The organism is Methanospirillum hungatei JF-1 (assembly GCF_000013445.1).
Classification (GTDB): Archaea; Halobacteriota; Methanomicrobia; order Methanomicrobiales; family Methanospirillaceae; genus Methanospirillum; species Methanospirillum hungatei.
In genome coordinates this window covers 3,047,832-3,066,060 of record NC_007796.1, presented here as the reverse complement: position 1 = coordinate 3,066,060, position 18,229 = coordinate 3,047,832, and the positions used below count along the sequence as shown (strand labels likewise).

Here is an 18,229-nt window from a genome sequence, read left to right as displayed (position 1 = left end):
CCCCCCATAATTTTTTAACTAAGGTCAATCAAAAGTACTTTACCTTAGTACGTCCAACATATACTCAATGTATAATACGATAGGTCGGGATTTTGAACAACTTTACCTTCTCCCTGAGGATATTAGAGACTGGGTTCCGAGTGATGATTTCTGTCATATATTAATTGATTTAATCTCAATTCTCGACCTATCCCCATTATATAAGGAATACCGGGAAGACGGCCAAGGTGCGGCATTTTATCATCCAGAAATAATGACTGGTTTGATCATTTACTCATATTTTAATGGAGTTCGTTCAAGCCGTCAAATAGAGAATAAATGCAGATACGATGTAGGATTTAGAATAGTAACCCGCAATTCTCTCCCAGACCATTCCACAATCTCGCGATTTATCAAGAAAAACAGTTCTTTTATTGGACAACTTTTCATTCCAGTATTGACTCTCCTTAATGAAGCAGGATTAATCAATAACGTCCTTCTCGCCTTGGATGGAACAAAACTAAAGGCGAATGCTTCACTTGGATCGAACATGCCATATGAAAAGATTGAGGGAGAAATTCAAAAATATCTAAAGGAAGTCCAAGAAAAAGATGATGTCGAGGATCGTCTTTATGGCCCGGATAAATCAGGTAACGAGGTTCCCGATGATTTTAAGACTCACTCAAAAAGGATAAAACGATTCATTCAAGCAAAAGAACGACTTGAGGCTGAACATAAGGAGAAATCCCAAAAAAAGGAAGAGAAGATTGCCCAAAGGGAGGAAGAGGAGAGAGAGTCTGGAAAAAGGAAACGAGGTAGAAAACCTAAAAAGCCTGCAAAAAACCCTGATGAACAAAGTCTTGCAAACACTACAGATCCTGATAGTTCAATAATGAAAAGTGGGCCTGGTTGTATTCAAGGATATAATGGCCAGATAATTGTAAACCAGGATGGCTATATTCTGGTTCCGTTTTTAAGTAATTCACCCGTTGATTACAGATTACTTCAACCATGTTATGAAAGATTAGAGGAAATTGCTCAATTAACCGGCTTATCGCTTGAATATCTTAATTTACTTACTGATGCTGGTTATTGGAGCTATGAAAACTATCTGTATATGAAACAGCAGGATATTGGATTTCTCTGTTCTACATGCCATGAACCAGATATTTTCAGTATTAGAGGCCTCGAGAGAAGTTTACTTGAACTTGAACGAATTTCCGATCAACTTTTTGATGGCATTTGCAGTATTCCAACGTTAGCATCTATTGGTGATTGGTGTACGAGAAATCTCATTCAAGATGATAATATTCCAACACCCGCTTCTATTGCTAAAGGGATTATAGAAGTGACAATGACTCCGTATGGTGCCAAAAAGACATATTCACAACGAAAAACGATTGTTGAACCCGCATTTGGATGGATTAAAGAAAATCGCAATTTAAGAAAATTGCAGAGAAGGGGAATATCACATTGTCAGGATGAATGGAGTTTGATTTGTTTAACACAGAATCTTCGGAAGGTCTGTTCAAGAGGGGAGTTGAAGAAATTCAGAGAACTGATCCTGCAAAAGAAGCGGCATATTATCTGTAATAAGGGAGTGGGTATTAGAATACCTTATTCAATATTGTCCGATGCATTATCATCTTTGGGCAGAATGATCGGAGACAATTTTCTAAAGATGTTGATAAGAAAAAGTACTTACCAAAAATTTTCCAAATTTTAGTCATGCAACACCCTCTGTAATTAATTCTTTATTGGATTCTTTCAAAGCTGACAATAATTTTACATGTTATTTATGGACAATTCAATCAAAAAATCTGTAATTCATCCTTTCTTTCTGTTTGATTGGAACATTAGATCAAAGGCTCCTGAAGTTCCCATTTAGGAGATTAGTCATTAGTATGCATATTTATATATGCAGATTCCCCTTATTATTTTTATGGAAAAGACCACTTACTCTTTTCTGTTTTTGGTTGTTCTTACTGTGACTCTTGGTGGAACATCTCTGTGTGTAGCAGAAACAACAGCCGAATTAACGACAAAGGGGATTGCTTTGTATGACGATGGTCATTATGATGAAGCGTTGGATTTATTTGAACAGGTACTCGAAACAGAGTCCGATTTTGCCTATGCATGGTATAATAAAGGTAATGCTTTGTATCATCTTAAAGAGTATAAAGAAGCGATAGAGGCTTACAAAAAAGCACTCGAAATAGACCCGGAATATTCTTATGCTGATTATGCATGGTATAATATTGGAAATAGTTATTTAGAACTTAAAGAGACAGAAAAAGCCATTGAGGCATATGAAAAAGCGATAGATTATCTTTATTCTACTGAAGAATGGATTAAAGCAATTGAAATTGCAGATAAAGTAATAGAATTTGCCCCCACCAAAGAATATTTTTGGTCAGTAAAAGGTGCTGCATTAAATAATATCGGTAAGTATTCAGATGCAATAACTGCTGCCGAAATGGCGATTAAACTGAACAGTAAAAATGCTCATGGGTGGTATGTTAAGGGATATGCATTGGATAAACAGGGAAAAACCCAAGAAGCAATATTATACTATACGACTGCTTTAGATCTTGACCCAAAAAACAGTGTATATTCAAAATCTCTTAATGAATTGAATGATTTGATGTAATCAATGGTATTGAATGTAGTTTTTAATCGATACAGATTATGGCTCTTTACGACTAAATCATAAAATTCACAATTTTTCTCCAGAATCGATTTTTTAGGAGGACAATATTAGTAATGGTTAAGGTTCTCTAACTAGTCATCTTGTTCATCTATTGAACTAAATTTGTTTAGAAGAATTTCCAATGTGACATGATTTTTTAATAGATGTCTCTTTTTATAATTCGGAGAATTTATTTGTTAGATCCATAATTCCCATTAAAGAAAAATCTCATAATATTTCTAGAATTAATCGGTTTCCTTCAGATTTCATATTCATTTCTGATAGGATATTGATAATTTATTTTCCGGCAGAGAGTATTTTCCGGTAATCCTCGTCAGGTATCTCCCGCATAGCCTGTCTAAAATGCCCGGACCACATGGTCTTATTCGTCACAAACCCAAGGTCAGGAATTAACGGTTTAATCTCCACCGGCTCTTTGAATATCTTCACTGGTTTCAGCCTGAACCGGTATGGAAATCCCTCGTCACCCATCTGGGGTGGAGCGGTGAAGAGCGGTTTTCCATCTTCAAATAGTTCGGTTACTTTGAACTCTCCCATGATAGCAGAGGGAAGGACAGTATCTCCATGTGTTTCGGACCTGACATACATGAGAATAGTATCTCCTGGTTTTACCCTCGAATGAAGTCCTTTGCTTCGCTTTGGAACACCCCATATGTTGTGTTTTTTCACAACCTCCCAGTTCTGCCTGTTCCCTGATGCTATCCAGATTGCCATAGTATCTATGTAGGCCGCACCAGTATTTGAAAACATATATCGTTTGTCACGATTAACCCTCTAATCTCTGAATATGGCCCGTGCGAAAAAGACAAAGGAAACAACCGCAGCAAATCTTGGGTTTGAAGCAACCCTCTGGGCAGCGGCTGATAAACTCCGGAACAATATGGATGCGGCTGAGTATAAGCATGTCGTCCTTGGTCTCATTTTTTTGAAATATCTTTCCGACGCATTTGAAGAGAAGCACTCCTCGCTTGAGCAGGCATACTCGGATCCCCAGAGCACCTGGTATATTGCTGAACCTGAAGTCCGGTACGGGGTGATTGAGGATCCGGATGAGTACAGGTCGGAGAACATCTTCTGGATTCCAAAGGAGGCACGCTGGTCCTATATCCAGCAGAATGCGAAGCGTCCGGAGATTGGGAAGATCGTCGATGATGCGATGTATGCCATCGAACGGGATAATGCGGTTCTGAAAAACATCCTTCCCAAGGAGTATGCCCGTCCCGGTCTTGATAAGGAGAAACTGGGAGAACTCATCGATCTCATCGGAACCCTGAACCTGAGCGACTCTGAAAACCGGTCAAAGGATATCATCGGCAGAGTGTATGAGTATTTCCTCTCCGAGTTTGCGAGTGCGGAAGGGAAGAACGGCGGTCAGTTCTATACGCCCCGTTGTGTTGTTCAGACGCTTGTTGCGATGATCTCTCCCTTCAAGGGTCGGGTGTATGATCCCTGCTGCGGGTCTGGCGGGATGTTTGTCCAGAGTGAGAAGTTTGTTGAGGCTCATGGTGGCCGGATTGGTGATATCTCCATCTACGGGCAGGAGTCCAACCCAACCACCTGGAAACTGGCAAAGATGAATCTTGCCATCCGGGGGATTGATCATGATCTCGGGGCTGAACATGCGGATAGTTTCAGGCGGGATCTCCATGCAACATTGAAAGCGGATTACATCCTTGCCAATCCTCCTTTCAATATGAAAGACTGGGGAGGGGAGAACCTCAAGGATGACGTCCGGTGGAGATATGGTATCCCCCCGACCGGGAATGCGAACTATGCCTGGATTCAGCATTTCATCCATCATCTCTCCCCATCCGGGATAGCCGGGTTTGTGCTGGCAAATGGATCGATGTCATCAAACCAGTCAGGAGAGGGAGAGATCAGAAAGAACCTCCTCGAAGCTGACCTTGTGGACTGCATGGTGGCCCTTCCCGGTCAGCTCTTTTACTCTACCCAGATTCCTGCCTGTCTCTGGTTTGTTGCCCGGAACAGATCAAACGGGAGGTTCAGGGACCGGAGAGGTGAAGTGCTCTTTATCGATGCCCGGAAGATGGGTGTTATGCGGGATAGGACCCACCGGGAGCTGACCGATGAGGATATCGAGAGGATTGCCGGGACGTATCATGCCTGGCGGGGAGATGCGAGTGCCGGGGAATATGAGGATGTACCGGGTTTTTGTGCTTCGGCAACCCTAGAGGAGATAGCAAAACACGGGCATGTTCTTACTCCAGGTAGATATGTGGGGGCCGAAGATGCCGAGGATGACGGAGAGCCGTTTGCTGAAAAGATGACCCGGCTGACAAAACAGTTATCTGAACAGATGGAGGATGGTGCCCGGCTTGACGAGGAGATTAAGAAGAATCTGGGGGGCTTAGGATACACCATATGAGAAAGCAGGCAGACAAGTCAATCAAGAGCCTGTCCGGTTTTGATGAGATTTCTAAAGAGCGAATCTCTGCTCTGCTAACTGAGTTATCCTCGTATATTGATAAGACTCATCTTCGGATTGCTTCAGGTATCAACTACGAGATGGTTCAGCTGTACTGGAGTATTGGGAGCAGTGTTCGCACCGAAATACTTCATGATGATCGAGCCTCGTATGGAGAATACATTGTCGTGACACTGTCACGAGAATTGGTTACCCGATATGGAACTGGTTTTTCAGAGAAAAATCTTCGAAAGATGATTCAGTTTTCAGAACTTTTTCCTGACAAGGATATTGTCACGACACTATCACGACAATTAAGCTGGTCGCATTTTGTAGCTCTTCTTCCTCTGAAGGATTCATTACAAAGGGATTTTTATGCAGAGATGTGCCGGATTGAGCGATGGAGTGTCCGTCATCTCAGGGAGAAGATCCAGGGCATGCTCTTTGAGAGGACAGCCCTTTCAAGAAAACCGGAAGAGTTAGCCAGGCAGGAGCTCGAAGCTCTCCGGAAAGAGGATCAGATGAGTCCGGACCTGGTCTTTCGGGATCCGTATTTCCTTGATTTCCTCGGGCTTTCTGATACCTACTCTGAAAAGGATATTGAATCGGGTATTATCCGGGAGATCGAGCGGTTCATTCTTGAGATGGGTTCTGATTTCTCGTTTATCGCGAGGCAGAAGAGAATCACCATCGACGCAGAGGATTATTATATTGATCTCCTCTTCTTTCACCGCCGGCTTCGGTGCCTGATTGCGATTGACCTGAAACTGGGAAAGTTTCAGGCTGCTGATAAGGGTCAGATGGAACTGTATCTCCGGTGGCTTGACAAATATGAACGGGTTCCGGGTGAAGAGTCACCGATGGGTCTGATTCTCTGTGCCGGGAAGTCTACTGAGCATGTGGAGCTGCTCGGGCTTTCGGACAGTGGGATACGGGTTGCTGAATACCTGACTGAACTACCGCCGAGGGAACTCCTTGAGGCGAAACTGAAGAGTGCGATGAAGAGGGCACAGAATCAGTTCGGGAAAGAGGATGAGGATATTTATTCAGAGAAGGTGGGACGCTAGATGGATTTTTCAGACCTGGTTCATTGCATCTCGGAGGTCAATACTGAGCTCACAAAGCAGGCTGTAAAAGCGGTAAACCGATCACTGACCCTGCGAAACTGGCTTATTGGGTATTATATACGTGAATTCGAGCAACATGGGTCAGATCGGGCATTATATGGTGAATCCCTCCTTGACCTGATAGCGGCCCGTTTGTCTGATACTTCCGGATTTTCAGCCCGTACTCTCCGATTATATCGCCAGTTCTATCTGGTATATCCGAACATTTGGCAAACACTGTCTGCCGAATCTGCAGGTCCTGAAAAATGGCAATCATTGTTTGCCACATTCAATCCCTCTCATCTTCTGCAACCATGCGGCGAGGAAATCCCGATTCAGAGTATGAATGCCGGGCGGGATGATATCCTGATGAACCTCTCATTCAGCCATTTTACCCTCCTGATGCCGTTAGACGATCCCCTGAAACGCCGGTTTTACGAGGTGGAGTGTGTCAGGGGGAACTGGTCGGTCAGAGAACTGAAACGACAGATCGAGAGTCTGTACTTTGAACGATCCGCTCTTTCACAGGATAAACAAGCATTATCTGAACATGTTCAAGCCGGAGCACAGACAGATTCACCCCACCTCATAATTCGCGACCCATGTGTGTTCGATTTTCTCGGGATCAAAAGTGAGGAGGTCATGTATGAGTCTGATCTTGAGCAGGTTCTTCTCCGCAAACTTGAGTCATTCCTTCTTGAACTTGGGTACGGGTTCTGTTTTGAGGCTCGGCAGAAGAGGATTCTGATCGGTGATGAGTACTTCTTTGTTGACCTCGTGTTTTATCACCGGGTGTTGAAGTGTCATGTGATTATTGAACTGAAGACCGGCGGGTTTTCGCATGAGGCACTGGGGCAGCTGAATACGTATCTGAATTATTTCAAGGCTCATCTTATGACCGAGGGGGATAATCCTCCGGTCGGGTTACTTCTGTGTACTACCCAGAATCATGCCCTTGTGCAATATGCCTGTGCCGGAATAGATAATCAGGTGTTTGTATCGAAGTATCAGGTCAGACTGCCGGGGACAGAGGAGAGCCGGGAATTTGTAGAGAGGGTTATCCGGGATGAGTGAAGGGAAAGATATCCATGAGGATTTGAAACCGGGTTATAGCGATTATGCACATGCAGGAGTGAAAGCGGGTTTATCTTTATTTCCAATAATTGGAGGTCCAATTTCAGAATTTTTCTCAATGATTATTGCACCACCATTATCAAAAAGACGCGAGGAATGGATGGGAATAATATATCAAGAGTTAGTGAGGTTAGAAACAGAAATTGATGGATTTAGAATTGATAATCTCAAGGATAATGAGCAATTCATCAGTGTCTTGTTGTATGCCACAAATATTGCAATGAGAACGCATCAAAAGGAAAAGATCGAAGCATTGCGAAATGCTGTAATTAATTCAGCAACTGATCTTCCCTTAGAGGATGACATCCAATTTATTTTCCTCAATTTAATAGATAGATATACTCCATTACATTTAAAATTATTAGAAAAAATGGATGAATTTCATTCAAGAGATGTTCACAAATTACTTGTACATTCTTCAGGTTCTCTAATTAAAAGTGATTTATCAATATTAATACCTGAATTTAAAAATAATTTTGAATTATCTTATAAAATAGAGAAAGATCTTGTTAATGATGGTTTAATTTACGAAGATAAGTTACCTGATGAAGCTATCAACCCTAAAACGAACCAACGGAGAAGGACTACAATTCTAGGACAAAAATTTTTAAAATTTATCAAAAGTCCTTTTAACCCTGATCAATGAGGAATGATGAATAATTACGGAAATGATTGGATTAAAGTGAATTTGGAAGAATTATGTGATGATATTACTGTTGGCCATGTTGGATCAATGGCAAATGAGTATGTAGACTCAGGTATTCCTTTCCTTCGTTCCTTAAACGTTAAACCATTTCGAATCATTAAGGAAGATTTGAAATATATTTCACCTGAATTCCATGAAAAATTAAAAAAATCATCGCTACGGAGTGGTGATATTGTAATTGTAAGAACTGGCGAACCTGGAGCCTGTGCGATTATTCCACATGATTTTCACAATTCAAATTGTTCCGATGTAGTAATTCTCCGACCTAAATCTTCAGTTTCTAATCGTTTTTTGGTGTATGTCGAATAGCCAGGTTAGGTTACCCTAACCCAGCCTTCCAAGAACGGACCGTGCGATTTTCACCGCAATCCGCTCAAGTTTTTCACTACCCGCTTTTATGGGCGTAGTGAAGGAACATCCGTATCGATCTTTGCTTTGAGAGGAAAACTCCTGGCCTGTTTTCAAAATACTCGGTATCAATAAACGGATTTGCATCCAGTTTTATGAATTTTCGGTATTGAATTTTGGTGTTGGAGAAGTTTTCGAGAGTAAGAGTAGAGGTTCTAAAGACCTGTTTTCTGGTAAGTGTTGGGTGCCAGTATTTTCTGGCAATCCATCTCTTCCCTTTATTATTATGACGGCGCTTTGCCCATCTCCACAACATATTTCGGACAACCCAGTCAAGTTTCCCAAAGGTCATACTTGCAGAAACCGTCCGGTGATACATTGCCCATCCCTTAATTACGGGATTTAGGGCTTTGATAAGGTCTTCCTGTTTCCAGGCCTTCGCCGACTTAATGATTACCCTTACTTTATCAATGATTGCGGCAATAGCTTTCTTCGAAGGTTGTATCAGGAATTTGCCTTTGAATTTTCTGAAATTCCAGCCCAGGAAATCGAACCCCTCGTTGATATGAACGATTTTGGTCTTTTCCTCAGAGAGTTCAAGCCCTCGTTCATGAAGAAATTCAGTGATGAGTTCCTTGCACTGGAGTGCCGTTTCCTGTGAGTCTGCCGTTACGAGAAAATCATCTGCAAACCGTATGAGATGAACCTTATTTCCGGGAAAGTGTTCTTTCAACATTCTTTCCATGCCGTCAAGAGCCATGTTAGCCAATAAGGGGGAAATTAAGCCGCCTTGGGGCGTACCTGACTTGTTACGGTAGAGTATTCCATCATAAATATAACCGGCTTTCAGGAATTGGTTAAGGATTCTTTGGTCAAGAGGGATGTTATCAAGCATCCATTGGTGTGCGAAATTATCGAAGCACCCGCGGATATCACCTTCTAATATCCATTGACCTGAAGTCTTTCTGCTTAAGCACTGAAAAGTGTATGAAGCAGCATCCTGTGCATTTCGCTTCATTCGGAATCCGAATGATGTCTTGTCTGCTGTGGTCTCAGCCCAAGGCATAAGAGCCATTGCATACAAAGCTTGCATAGCACGGTCATACATGGTTGGAATCGAAAGAGGTCGCATTTTACTCGATTGCGGTTTAGGGATGTAGATTCTCCGGAGAGGTTTTGCCCGATAGCCCTTGTCCGAAAGCGTTAATGCTGCTTTCATTTTCTGTTCAGGGGTGGTCCATTTTTCCCCATCTACTCCTGCACTTCTTTTACCTCTGTTTTTGGTTACTCGTTGTACTGCCAACATTTTTGCATAAAACGAATGTGTAAGCAGATACTGGAGTCGTCTTGCAAGTCGATATTGGCCGTTCTTCACTGCTTTTGCGATACGTGTCTGAAGTCGCTTTACATAATCTCTTGCTTTAGCAAATGGAAATTTCTTCCATTGTTTTGCAAGTTTTCTGTCCGAGATGTCCTCGCTTTTATGCGTAATTGAACTTATCCCGTTCATTGAAACCATCCTGTTCGCCGTGAAAAACCAGCTGCACGTCGGCACCCTTTCAGGTCAGGGCAAAGTTTGAACCCCTATCCACAGCCATTACAGCCGGGCATTCGCGTTTTGCAGCCTCCTACTCCCACTACGCATGTGGTTCCTCTCACAAGGTTCTTACCTAAAAAAAAATTTTTTTTTTTTTTTTTTAGGAGCGTATTGGGTTTTCCAAGTTCAATAAATCGGATAATTGTGGTATTTTAGGACCCGCCCATAGACCGGAATCAGCTTCGTCCATTCGTACCAGCATAATTCAAGCTACTGATACCGTGATTCTCCCTCAGTGGGGACAGGGGCAAATCTCTTTCCTCCTGATATAATTAACGATCCTGCAGCGGTTCAACGTTTGTTTGTCCATGATACCTTTCCCTGGCAGCTTATCCCAAAGAGACTATGGGAATCACCACGTTGTTCCTGCAGCTTCGCACCCGTTTATTGCTAAACACGCACGTGCAGGTAGGGACGCCCAGAATGGATTGGGTGGCGTTACCGATTTTAAACCGGGTTCGCAATCCGATTTACTGCTTCTTGTCGCACTATATTAACTCAATTACTCATTCTCATATTCAATCCCATTTGGTAGGTGCAGTCCAACAGCATTTTAACGTAGGTTCAGCTCGTAAAATATCTATAAATCTCCCTCCCCTCCCCACCCAAAAAGCCATCGCCCACATCCTCGGCACCCTCGACGATAAGATCGAACTCAACCGCCGGATGAACGAAACCCTCGAATCCATCGCCCGGGCCATCTTCACGAGCTGGTTCATCGACTTCGACCCGGTCCGGGCCAAGGCCGAAGGACGGCAGCCCGAGGGGATGGATGCGGCAACGGCGGCCCTGTTTCCGAGCGAGTTTGAAGAAGTTGAGGGGCAGGAGATCCCGAAAGGGTGGCAGATCAAACCGATTGGAGATATACTGGAAGTAAAAGGTGGTTCGACTCCTTCAACTGAAAATGAATCTTATTGGGGCGGAAATATTCCGTTTTGCACTCCTAAAGATTTGTCAAATAGTAAAACACCCTTCATATTATCAACGGAAAGAACAATCACTGAATTAGGTGTTGGAGAAATAAGTTCTGGGATTTTACCTATTGGTACAGTTCTTTTATCATCAAGAGCTCCTATTGGATATGTCTCAATAACAATTGCCCCAATCTCAATTAATCAAGGTTTTATTGCGTTAATTCCGAATGAATCCTGTAATAATTATTTCATCTTTGAATGGCTTAAAGCAAATATGGAGTTGATCATAGGAAATGCCAATGGAACTACTTTTTTAGAGATAAGTAAAAAGAATTTTAAGCCCTTATCACTATGTTTACCACCAAAAAAACTAATGCAGGCATATAGTTTATTGATAAACCCGATTTTTACGAAAATAAAATCTAATTTAATACAAAATCAAGAATTGTCGCAAACACGTGATACCCTCCTCCCCAAACTCCTCTCCGGCGAACTTCCCATAGACAACCCCGAACAATTCACCGGTGTATCCTGACATGAACCGTACTGATCTCTCGATCCTGCTCCAAGAAGGCGAAGGCTCCATGCTCGAGTACAAGGAATCTCTCTCCTCTGCTTTATCACGGGAACTCGTAGCCTTTGCCAACACAACCGGAGGCAAAATCCTCCTCGGAGTCAGGGACGACGGATCGGTCAAGGGTATCACAGACACGAATGACATCAGGGCACGAATACAGGACATCGCCCGGAACTGTGACCCGCCGGTCAAGATCCTTCTCACCCACATCGACACCGTCACCATCATCACGGTCCGGGAGAGTTCTGAAAAACCAGTCCAGTGCAGCGACGGGTTCTTCTGGCGACAGGGGGCCGTCACCCAGAAACTCACCCGTGAAGAGATCCGGACCTTCTTCCAGAAAGAAGGAGCCATCAGGTTTGAACTCTCCGTATCACCAAAATTCAGGTATCCGGAAGATTTAGACGAAGAAAAATTCACGAACTGGCTCTCACAGAGTGGGATATCACCGAATGGAAACCAGGAAAATATTCTCGTCAATATCGAAACAACAGAGCGATCAGGCGGAAAACTTCTCTTCCGGAATGTCGGCATCCTCTTCTTTGCAAAAGATCCCCGGAGGTTCTTCAACCAGGCATACATCACCTGCATCCTCTTTCAGGGGACGACCAATGTCCGTATCCTTGACCGGAAGGACTTCGCAGGTGGAGCAGTTGCCGATATCGAGGATAGTCTCCGCTTTATCGAGCGAAATACCCGGCTTGCGTACAAGATCGAAGGCCTGAAAAGAGAAGAGATCCCTGAATACCCGATGGCTTCACATCGGGAGGCAATCACCAATGCGGTCATGCACCGGGACTGGTTTATCGAAGGTGCGAACGTCTTTGTCCAGATCTTCTCTGACCGGATTGAGATAATAAGTCCTGGCGGCCTTCCTCCGGGGATGCAGCAGACCGATCTCGGACATAAGAGCGTCAGAAGGAACCCCATCATTGCTGACCTCTATCACCGGATAGGGTTTATCGAAAAGGCCGGGACCGGAATCGAGCGGATGAGGGAAGGAGCACGGGAATCTGGGTGCCCGGAACCGGTCTTTGATGCAGATGGGTTTTTCACCGTAACCTTCACTCCGATGGAGACTCCTGAAGATGACCGACACCAAGATGGCACTAAGATAGCACAAAGAAGAGAGAAGATGGATCTCCTGAAGATATGCCAGAAGGAGAGTACATTAGTTGAAATACTCTCATATTTTGGGAGAACTGATAGGACTAAATTCCGAAAACATATTCTCCAGCCATTAGTAGAAGATGGTCTTCTTGAGCTCACCATTCCGGACAGACCAACAAGCAAAAATCAGAAGTACCGGATAACCCCTGCTGGAAAAGAAGTATTACACGAATATCTCTCTGAAATCACTGCCGACAAACGGTAACAATCATGGCAACAACGGGATTATGTGAATCTGACGTAGAAGAAACAGCACTTGATATCTTTCGTGACCTTGGGTACGAGGTCCTCTATGGGTATGAGGTCGCACCCGGAGAACGGGATCAGATCCGAAACTCGTTTGAAGAATACCTCCTTGGGTCCAGACTCGAAGACGCCATCTTCCGGCTCAACAAAACGCTCCCCTGTGATGCCCATGAAGCAGCACAGAAGATCCTCACCAATCCCGGTCATACCACCCTCATACAGAATAATAAGACCGTTCATGAGATGCTCTCCGGTGGAATCACGGTTGAATACCGGCGGAAGGATGGATCCGTTGGTGGAGATCAGGTCAGGCTTATTGACTTTGAACACCCGGAGAACAACGAGTTCCTTGTCGTCAATCAGTTCACCATTCAGGAAGGGAAAAACCACCGAAGGCCTGATATCGTCCTCTTCATCAACGGAATCCCGGTCATCATCTTTGAACTCAAAAACCCCACCGATGAACGGGCCACCCTGACCATTGCCCATAACCAGCTCCAGACGTATATGCAGGAGATCCCCTCATTCTTCTCATACAATACCATGGCGATCATCTCAGACGGAATCCAGACACGGATTGGAACCCTCTCCGCATCACTTGAACGGTTCTCCCGGTGGAGGACGATTGACGGAGCACAGGAAGCCCCGAATCATATCCCTGAGATCGAAGTGCTCATCCGGGGTGTCTGTAACAAAAAGCGGCTTCTTGACCTGATCCGGTTCTTTATCGTATTTGAAGAGGATGAACGGGGAAACACCATCAAGAAACTGGCCGGATACCACCAGTATCATGCCGTAAACCTGGCGGTCAGGTCTACCGAGACAGCTATCAGTGACGTCGGAGACCGCCGGTGCGGAGTCGTCTGGCATACCCAGGGGTCAGGAAAAAGTCTCACCATGGTCTTTTACTCAGGAAAGATCATCCAGACTCCATCACTCCAGAACCCGACGATCCTGGTCATCACCGACCGGAATGATCTTGACGATCAACTCTTCGGAACCTTCTCCCGGTGCAGAAAACTCCTCCGCCAGACGCCCATCCAGGCAGAGGGCCGGGACCATCTGAAGACACTGCTCAGTGTCGCATCTGGTGGTGTCGTCTTCACTACCATTCAGAAGTTCTTCCCCGAAGATGAGAACAAGGAGACCTATCCCCTCCTCTCTGACCGGAAGAACATCATTGTCATCGCAGATGAGGCACACCGGAGCCAGTACGGGATGCATGGAAAAGTAAGCAAGAAAGGAGAGATAAGTTACGGATTTGCCAAGTACATCCGTGATGCTCTCCCAAACGCCTCATTTATCGGATTTACCGGGACACCCATCGACCTTCAGGATAAAGTCACCAGAAACGTCTTTGGTGAATACATCAGCGTCTATGATATCCAGCAGGCCATCAAGGACAAGGCAACCGTTCCTATCTATTACGAAAGCCGTATCGTCGATATCAGGATGAATGAGCAGATAAAACCGCTCATTGACCAGGAGTTTGAAGAAGTCACTGAGAACGAAGAAGTCATCAGAAAAGAGAAACTCCGGACAAAATGGGCTGCCCTTGAGGCCATCGTCGGAGATGAGAAACGAATCAATGAGGTTGCTGATGATCTCATCCGCCACTTTAAGCAGCGGTCAGATGCCATCGAAGGGAAAGCGATGATCGTCTGCATGAGCAGGCGGATCTGTGTGGAGCTCTACAAAGCACTGGTTGAGAGGCAACCTGATTGGGATTCTCATTCAGACAATGAGGGGTTCCTGAAGGTGATCATGACCGGTTCAGCAGGCGATGAGAAAGATTTCCAGAAACACATCAGACCCAAATCAGGCCGGGAACTCCTTGCAAAACGGTTTAAAGATCCGGAAGATCCATTCAAAATCGCAATTGTCCGTGATATGTGGCTGACCGGATTTGATGTTCCCTGTCTGCATACTATGTATATCGACAAGCCCATGAAGGGCCATACTCTTATGCAGGCAATCGCCAGGGTAAACCGGGTATGGAGAGATAAGCCTGGTGGACTTATTGTTGATTACATCGGTCTTGCCGAAGAACTGAAAAAAGCCCTGGTCACCTACACGGAGAGTAAAGGCAAAGGGGATCCCGTATTTGACCAGGAGAGGATAGTCGATAAGATGATGGAGAAGTACGAGGTCTGTTGTCATCTCTTCCATGGATTTGACTGGTCAGGCTGGCGGGGAGCTCCGGCAGCGACTCGTCTTTCCATCCTTCAGGCAGGATTCAACTATGTCCTTGATGATCCTGAACGGAAATCAGACTTTATGCAGCACGTGCTTGAACTCTCCCAGGCTTTTGCCCTTGCTCTCCCCCATGAAAAAGCCATTGAGATCCGGGAAGATGTCGCGTATTTCCAGGCCGTTCGGGCACAAATCATAAAGACATCAGAAGGAGCAGGAAAATCAGAGTACGAACTGAATCTGGCGGTAAAGCAGATAGTTTCAAAATCCATTGTCCCCCTTGGTATTGTCGATATCTTCAAGGAGATGGGAAAGGATGTCGGAGATATCTCAGTCCTCTCCGAAGAGTTCCTCAATGACCTCCTGAAATACAAAAATCAGAATGTGGCAATTGCTGCCATGACCCGGCTGCTGAATGATCAGATCCGGGCACGAACCCGGAAAAACACAACCGAAGCAAGAAAATTCTCCGAGATGCTTGAGCAGACGATAAACAAGTACAATAACCGGAAGGTCACGACCCAGGAGATCTTAAAAGAACTTGCGCAGATTGCACGGGAGATCAGGGAGGCTCAGCAGAGAGGAGAGGATCTGGGACTTACCGAGGCAGAACTTGCATTTTACGATGCACTCGGTGTGAATGACAGTGCGGTGGTGATTCTCGGTGATGACATACTCAAAAAGATAGCCCAGGACCTGGTAAAGACCATCAGGGAGAATGTTACGATCGACTGGTCATCACGTGAATCGGTTCGGGCAAAGATGCGGGTTGCGATAAAGAGAATCCTCCGGGTGAACGGGTATCCTCCGGACAAACAGGAGAATGCTATTCAGACGGTGATGCAACCTATATTCGTCAGATCTATTAAAATTTTATATAATAGTAAACTATATAACTAAGAAGATCTCCATTACTATAATTAATGAAAGATGAGGATGTTTCATTAGAAATAGACTCCATAAAAACCATTGATCATCTTGGAATAGTTGCAGGCACGTTCCATAAGCTTGGTTTAGCTCCTATAATTGACCGGGCAATCCCTAAAATTGGTCAACATCAAATATCAAGTTCTCAAATTTTATTAGCCCTCATTCTCAACGGACTTGGATTCACAGAGAGACGACTCTATCTTTTTCCCGAATACTGCAAGCATCTTGATTTGGAACGTCTCATAGGTCCGGATATTTCTGCAAAAAATCTAAATGAATCAGTCATTGGTCGCCTTTTGGATAAGATATATGCATATGGCCCCAGCAAGCTCTTTACTGATCTTGTCACCCAGATGTTTACTGTTTACAAAGATGGAGTACAGCTTTGTCATGTTGATACAACCAATTTCAGTGTTCATGGTGAATATGGAAATGAATCCGGAGATGGATGTATCAAAATTACAAAGGGACATCCAAAAGACAAACGCTGGGATTTAAACAGATTTGCCTTAAGTATGGTGGTTAACCAACACGGGATACCGATTTTTGCTCGTGCACACGATGGCAACGAATCAGATAAGGAAGTTCTTGTGCAAACAATCCTATCATTGCAAGATTCATTCACATTTGATCCTGATGTAATCTTCATGGGTGACAGTGCCCTGTATACTGATAAAAACATCAAAACCCTCGGTCCGGAAACAAGGTGGATATCAAATGTCCCAGCCACAATAAATGAGATGACAGAGTTACTCAAATCTGATCTTCTCTTCACTCCTACCTCAGATCCACGGTATTCTTGCAGTAGCGTTGACTCACATTATGGTGGTGTTCCTCAAAAATGGATTGTTGTCTCATCTGAAGAGATGAAAGCTCGAGAATTGAAGACGTTTGAGAAAAACCTCCCTGTGAGGTTCAAAGCCGCATTAAAAGGGTTAAAACAGATTTCTAAAGTATGCTATGCATGTGAAACAGATGCCAATAACGCTCTCTTACGCTATCTTAATGAAACACCTTTAGTAAAATTGGTGGATTCAAGGATCAAGGTCAGTTATAAACGGGAAAATGGTAAGAAGGGGCGCCCAAAAGCAGGAGAAACGTTAATCCCACAATATTCGATCGATGCAAGGGTTGAACTTGCTCAGGATTTCGTTGAAAGTGAAAAACAGTATCTGGGCAGATTTATTCTTGCAACGAATGTTTTGAGTTTGGATTCTGAAACGGTTCTGAATCACTATAAAGGACAGATGCTTGTCGAAAAAGGTTTCCGGTTTTTAAAGGACAAATCATTCCGGGTTGCTGAAGTTTATCTGAAAAGTGAAAAAAGGATCGAGGCTTTATGTATGGTTATGGTTCTCTGCCTCATGGTTTACTCATATACTGAAATGCTGCTGCGAAAAAGGCTGAAAGAAGAAGATGAAACGGTGTTGAATCAGAAGAAGAAACCTACCTCTCGTCCAACGCTCAAATGGATTTTTTTTAAATTCAGAGAGATTAAGTCATGTATTATTTCTGTCAATGATGCACTCCATTCATCTATCCAGAATTTGGATCGAGAACTATTGAAGATATTGCGATTGCTTGGGCCGGAGTACGAAAAATTCTATTGTTGAAAAAAGATCTGGCGAATGTGGGATGCAACAGGCGGAGTTACTCTGTTCGGCAGTTGCAGGGTGAGTTACTATCTATCAGAATGTGTATTATCCAATCAATTATTGCAATAGAAGAACCGACAATAACTCCTCGATTTCAATTCCGGACTGCTTCAGAATTGCTTTCAGAGTCCCTCTATCCAGTTCATTAAGGTCAGGAATTACGACTGTTCTCTGTCCATCGTTTCTTTTAAGAACAACATGACTCCCTTTCTGATGATCGATGAAATATCCCAACCGAATCATGGCATTTATTACTTTCCGGGCGGGAAGAAGAGGAAATTTACTCATTACTATTAGACATTAACCTGCACTTCTCTGACGCAAACCTGATTAGCCTGAAGAGTAATATGATTTGGATTTGCTTCCAGATATGCTTCAATTGCCTCTTTTGCATTATCTGTAGCTTCTTCTATTGTCTTTCCCTGTGTGATGCAGCCAGGAAGCCCCGGTACGGTTACAACAAACCATCCATCCTCTCCAGGTTCTATGAGTATGTTGAATTTTTGGAACATTCCTCTTCTCAATAATATTTAGTTTCT

The 18,229-nt window shown here is 43.9% G+C and carries 15 protein-coding genes; 11 read left to right on the top strand and 4 right to left on the bottom strand.

The window, feature by feature from the left end:
- The first annotated feature begins 67 nt into the window (after positions 1-67).
- Entirely contained in the window at positions 68-1,705 is a 1,638-nt protein-coding gene (locus tag MHUN_RS14575) for an IS1182-like element ISMhu1 family transposase (protein ID WP_011449741.1), read from the top strand.
- A gap of 216 nt (positions 1,706-1,921) precedes the next feature.
- A complete protein-coding gene (locus MHUN_RS14570; RefSeq protein WP_158498236.1) occupies positions 1,922-2,629 on the top strand; it encodes a tetratricopeptide repeat protein in 708 nt (235 codons plus the stop codon).
- A gap of 336 nt (positions 2,630-2,965) precedes the next feature.
- Here the strand turns inward: MHUN_RS14570 and MHUN_RS14565 are convergent, their stop codons facing one another.
- On the bottom strand, positions 2,966-3,403 hold the full coding sequence (locus MHUN_RS14565) for an EVE domain-containing protein (RefSeq protein ID WP_048068083.1): 438 nt from the start codon (positions 3,401-3,403) through the stop codon (positions 2,966-2,968).
- A gap of 73 nt (positions 3,404-3,476) precedes the next feature.
- On the opposite strand from MHUN_RS14565, the gene MHUN_RS14560 reads away from it, so the two are divergent.
- The 5 genes from MHUN_RS14560 to MHUN_RS14540 are packed head-to-tail and all read left to right on the top strand — an operon-like array spanning position 3,477 to position 8,369.
- Complete coding sequence (locus MHUN_RS14560; RefSeq protein WP_011449738.1) at positions 3,477-5,075, top strand: type I restriction-modification system subunit M; 1,599 nt, start codon at positions 3,477-3,479, stop codon at positions 5,073-5,075.
- Entirely contained in the window at positions 5,072-6,181 is a 1,110-nt protein-coding gene (locus MHUN_RS14555) for a PDDEXK nuclease domain-containing protein (protein WP_011449737.1), read from the top strand. The genes MHUN_RS14560 and MHUN_RS14555 overlap by 4 nt, the downstream gene beginning before the upstream one ends.
- Complete coding sequence (locus tag MHUN_RS14550) at positions 6,182-7,294, top strand: PDDEXK nuclease domain-containing protein (protein WP_011449736.1); 1,113 nt, start codon at positions 6,182-6,184, stop codon at positions 7,292-7,294.
- Positions 7,287-8,000 (top strand): hypothetical protein, encoded by a 714-nt coding sequence (locus MHUN_RS14545; RefSeq protein ID WP_011449735.1) that lies wholly within the window; start codon positions 7,287-7,289, stop codon positions 7,998-8,000. Before MHUN_RS14550 ends, MHUN_RS14545 begins: the two co-directional genes overlap by 8 nt.
- A 3-nt stretch (positions 8,001-8,003) precedes the next feature.
- On the top strand, positions 8,004-8,369 hold the full coding sequence (locus tag MHUN_RS14540) for a hypothetical protein (protein ID WP_011449734.1): 366 nt from the start codon (positions 8,004-8,006) through the stop codon (positions 8,367-8,369).
- A 76-nt stretch (positions 8,370-8,445) separates the two neighbouring features.
- Here the strand turns inward: MHUN_RS14540 and ltrA are convergent, their stop codons facing one another.
- Positions 8,446-9,918 (bottom strand): group II intron reverse transcriptase/maturase, encoded by a 1,473-nt coding sequence (ltrA, locus tag MHUN_RS14535; protein ID WP_011449733.1) that lies wholly within the window; start codon positions 9,916-9,918, stop codon positions 8,446-8,448.
- Between the two features lie 432 nt (positions 9,919-10,350).
- Between ltrA and MHUN_RS14530 the strand changes: the two genes are divergently transcribed.
- Genes MHUN_RS14530 through MHUN_RS14515 form a run of 4 tightly spaced genes read left to right on the top strand, consistent with a single transcriptional unit; the run spans position 10,351 to position 17,648 of the window.
- Complete coding sequence (locus MHUN_RS14530; RefSeq protein ID WP_143709527.1) at positions 10,351-11,454, top strand: restriction endonuclease subunit S; 1,104 nt, start codon at positions 10,351-10,353, stop codon at positions 11,452-11,454.
- Between the two features lies 1 nt (position 11,455).
- Positions 11,456-12,871 (top strand): ATP-binding protein, encoded by a 1,416-nt coding sequence (locus MHUN_RS14525; RefSeq protein ID WP_011449732.1) that lies wholly within the window; start codon positions 11,456-11,458, stop codon positions 12,869-12,871.
- Between the two features lie 5 nt (positions 12,872-12,876).
- A complete protein-coding gene (locus MHUN_RS14520) occupies positions 12,877-16,005 on the top strand; it encodes a type I restriction endonuclease subunit R (protein ID WP_011449731.1) in 3,129 nt (1,042 codons plus the stop codon).
- 23 nt (positions 16,006-16,028) lie between these two features.
- Positions 16,029-17,648 carry an IS1634-like element ISMhu5 family transposase gene (locus MHUN_RS14515; protein WP_011449662.1) on the top strand — a complete coding sequence of 540 codons (1,620 nt, stop codon included), beginning with the start codon at positions 16,029-16,031 and terminating at the stop codon, positions 17,646-17,648.
- A 99-nt stretch (positions 17,649-17,747) separates the two neighbouring features.
- Here the strand turns inward: MHUN_RS14515 and MHUN_RS14510 are convergent, their stop codons facing one another.
- Together MHUN_RS14510 and MHUN_RS14505 are read right to left on the bottom strand one after the other, a co-directional pair.
- Positions 17,748-17,978, bottom strand: coding sequence for a type II toxin-antitoxin system HicA family toxin (locus MHUN_RS14510; protein WP_011449730.1), 231 nt, complete (start codon positions 17,976-17,978; stop codon positions 17,748-17,750).
- Between the two features lie 5 nt (positions 17,979-17,983).
- Positions 17,984-18,202 carry a type II toxin-antitoxin system HicB family antitoxin gene (locus MHUN_RS14505; RefSeq protein WP_011449729.1) on the bottom strand — a complete coding sequence of 73 codons (219 nt, stop codon included), beginning with the start codon at positions 18,200-18,202 and terminating at the stop codon, positions 17,984-17,986.
- Between the last annotated feature and the right edge of the window lie 27 nt (positions 18,203-18,229).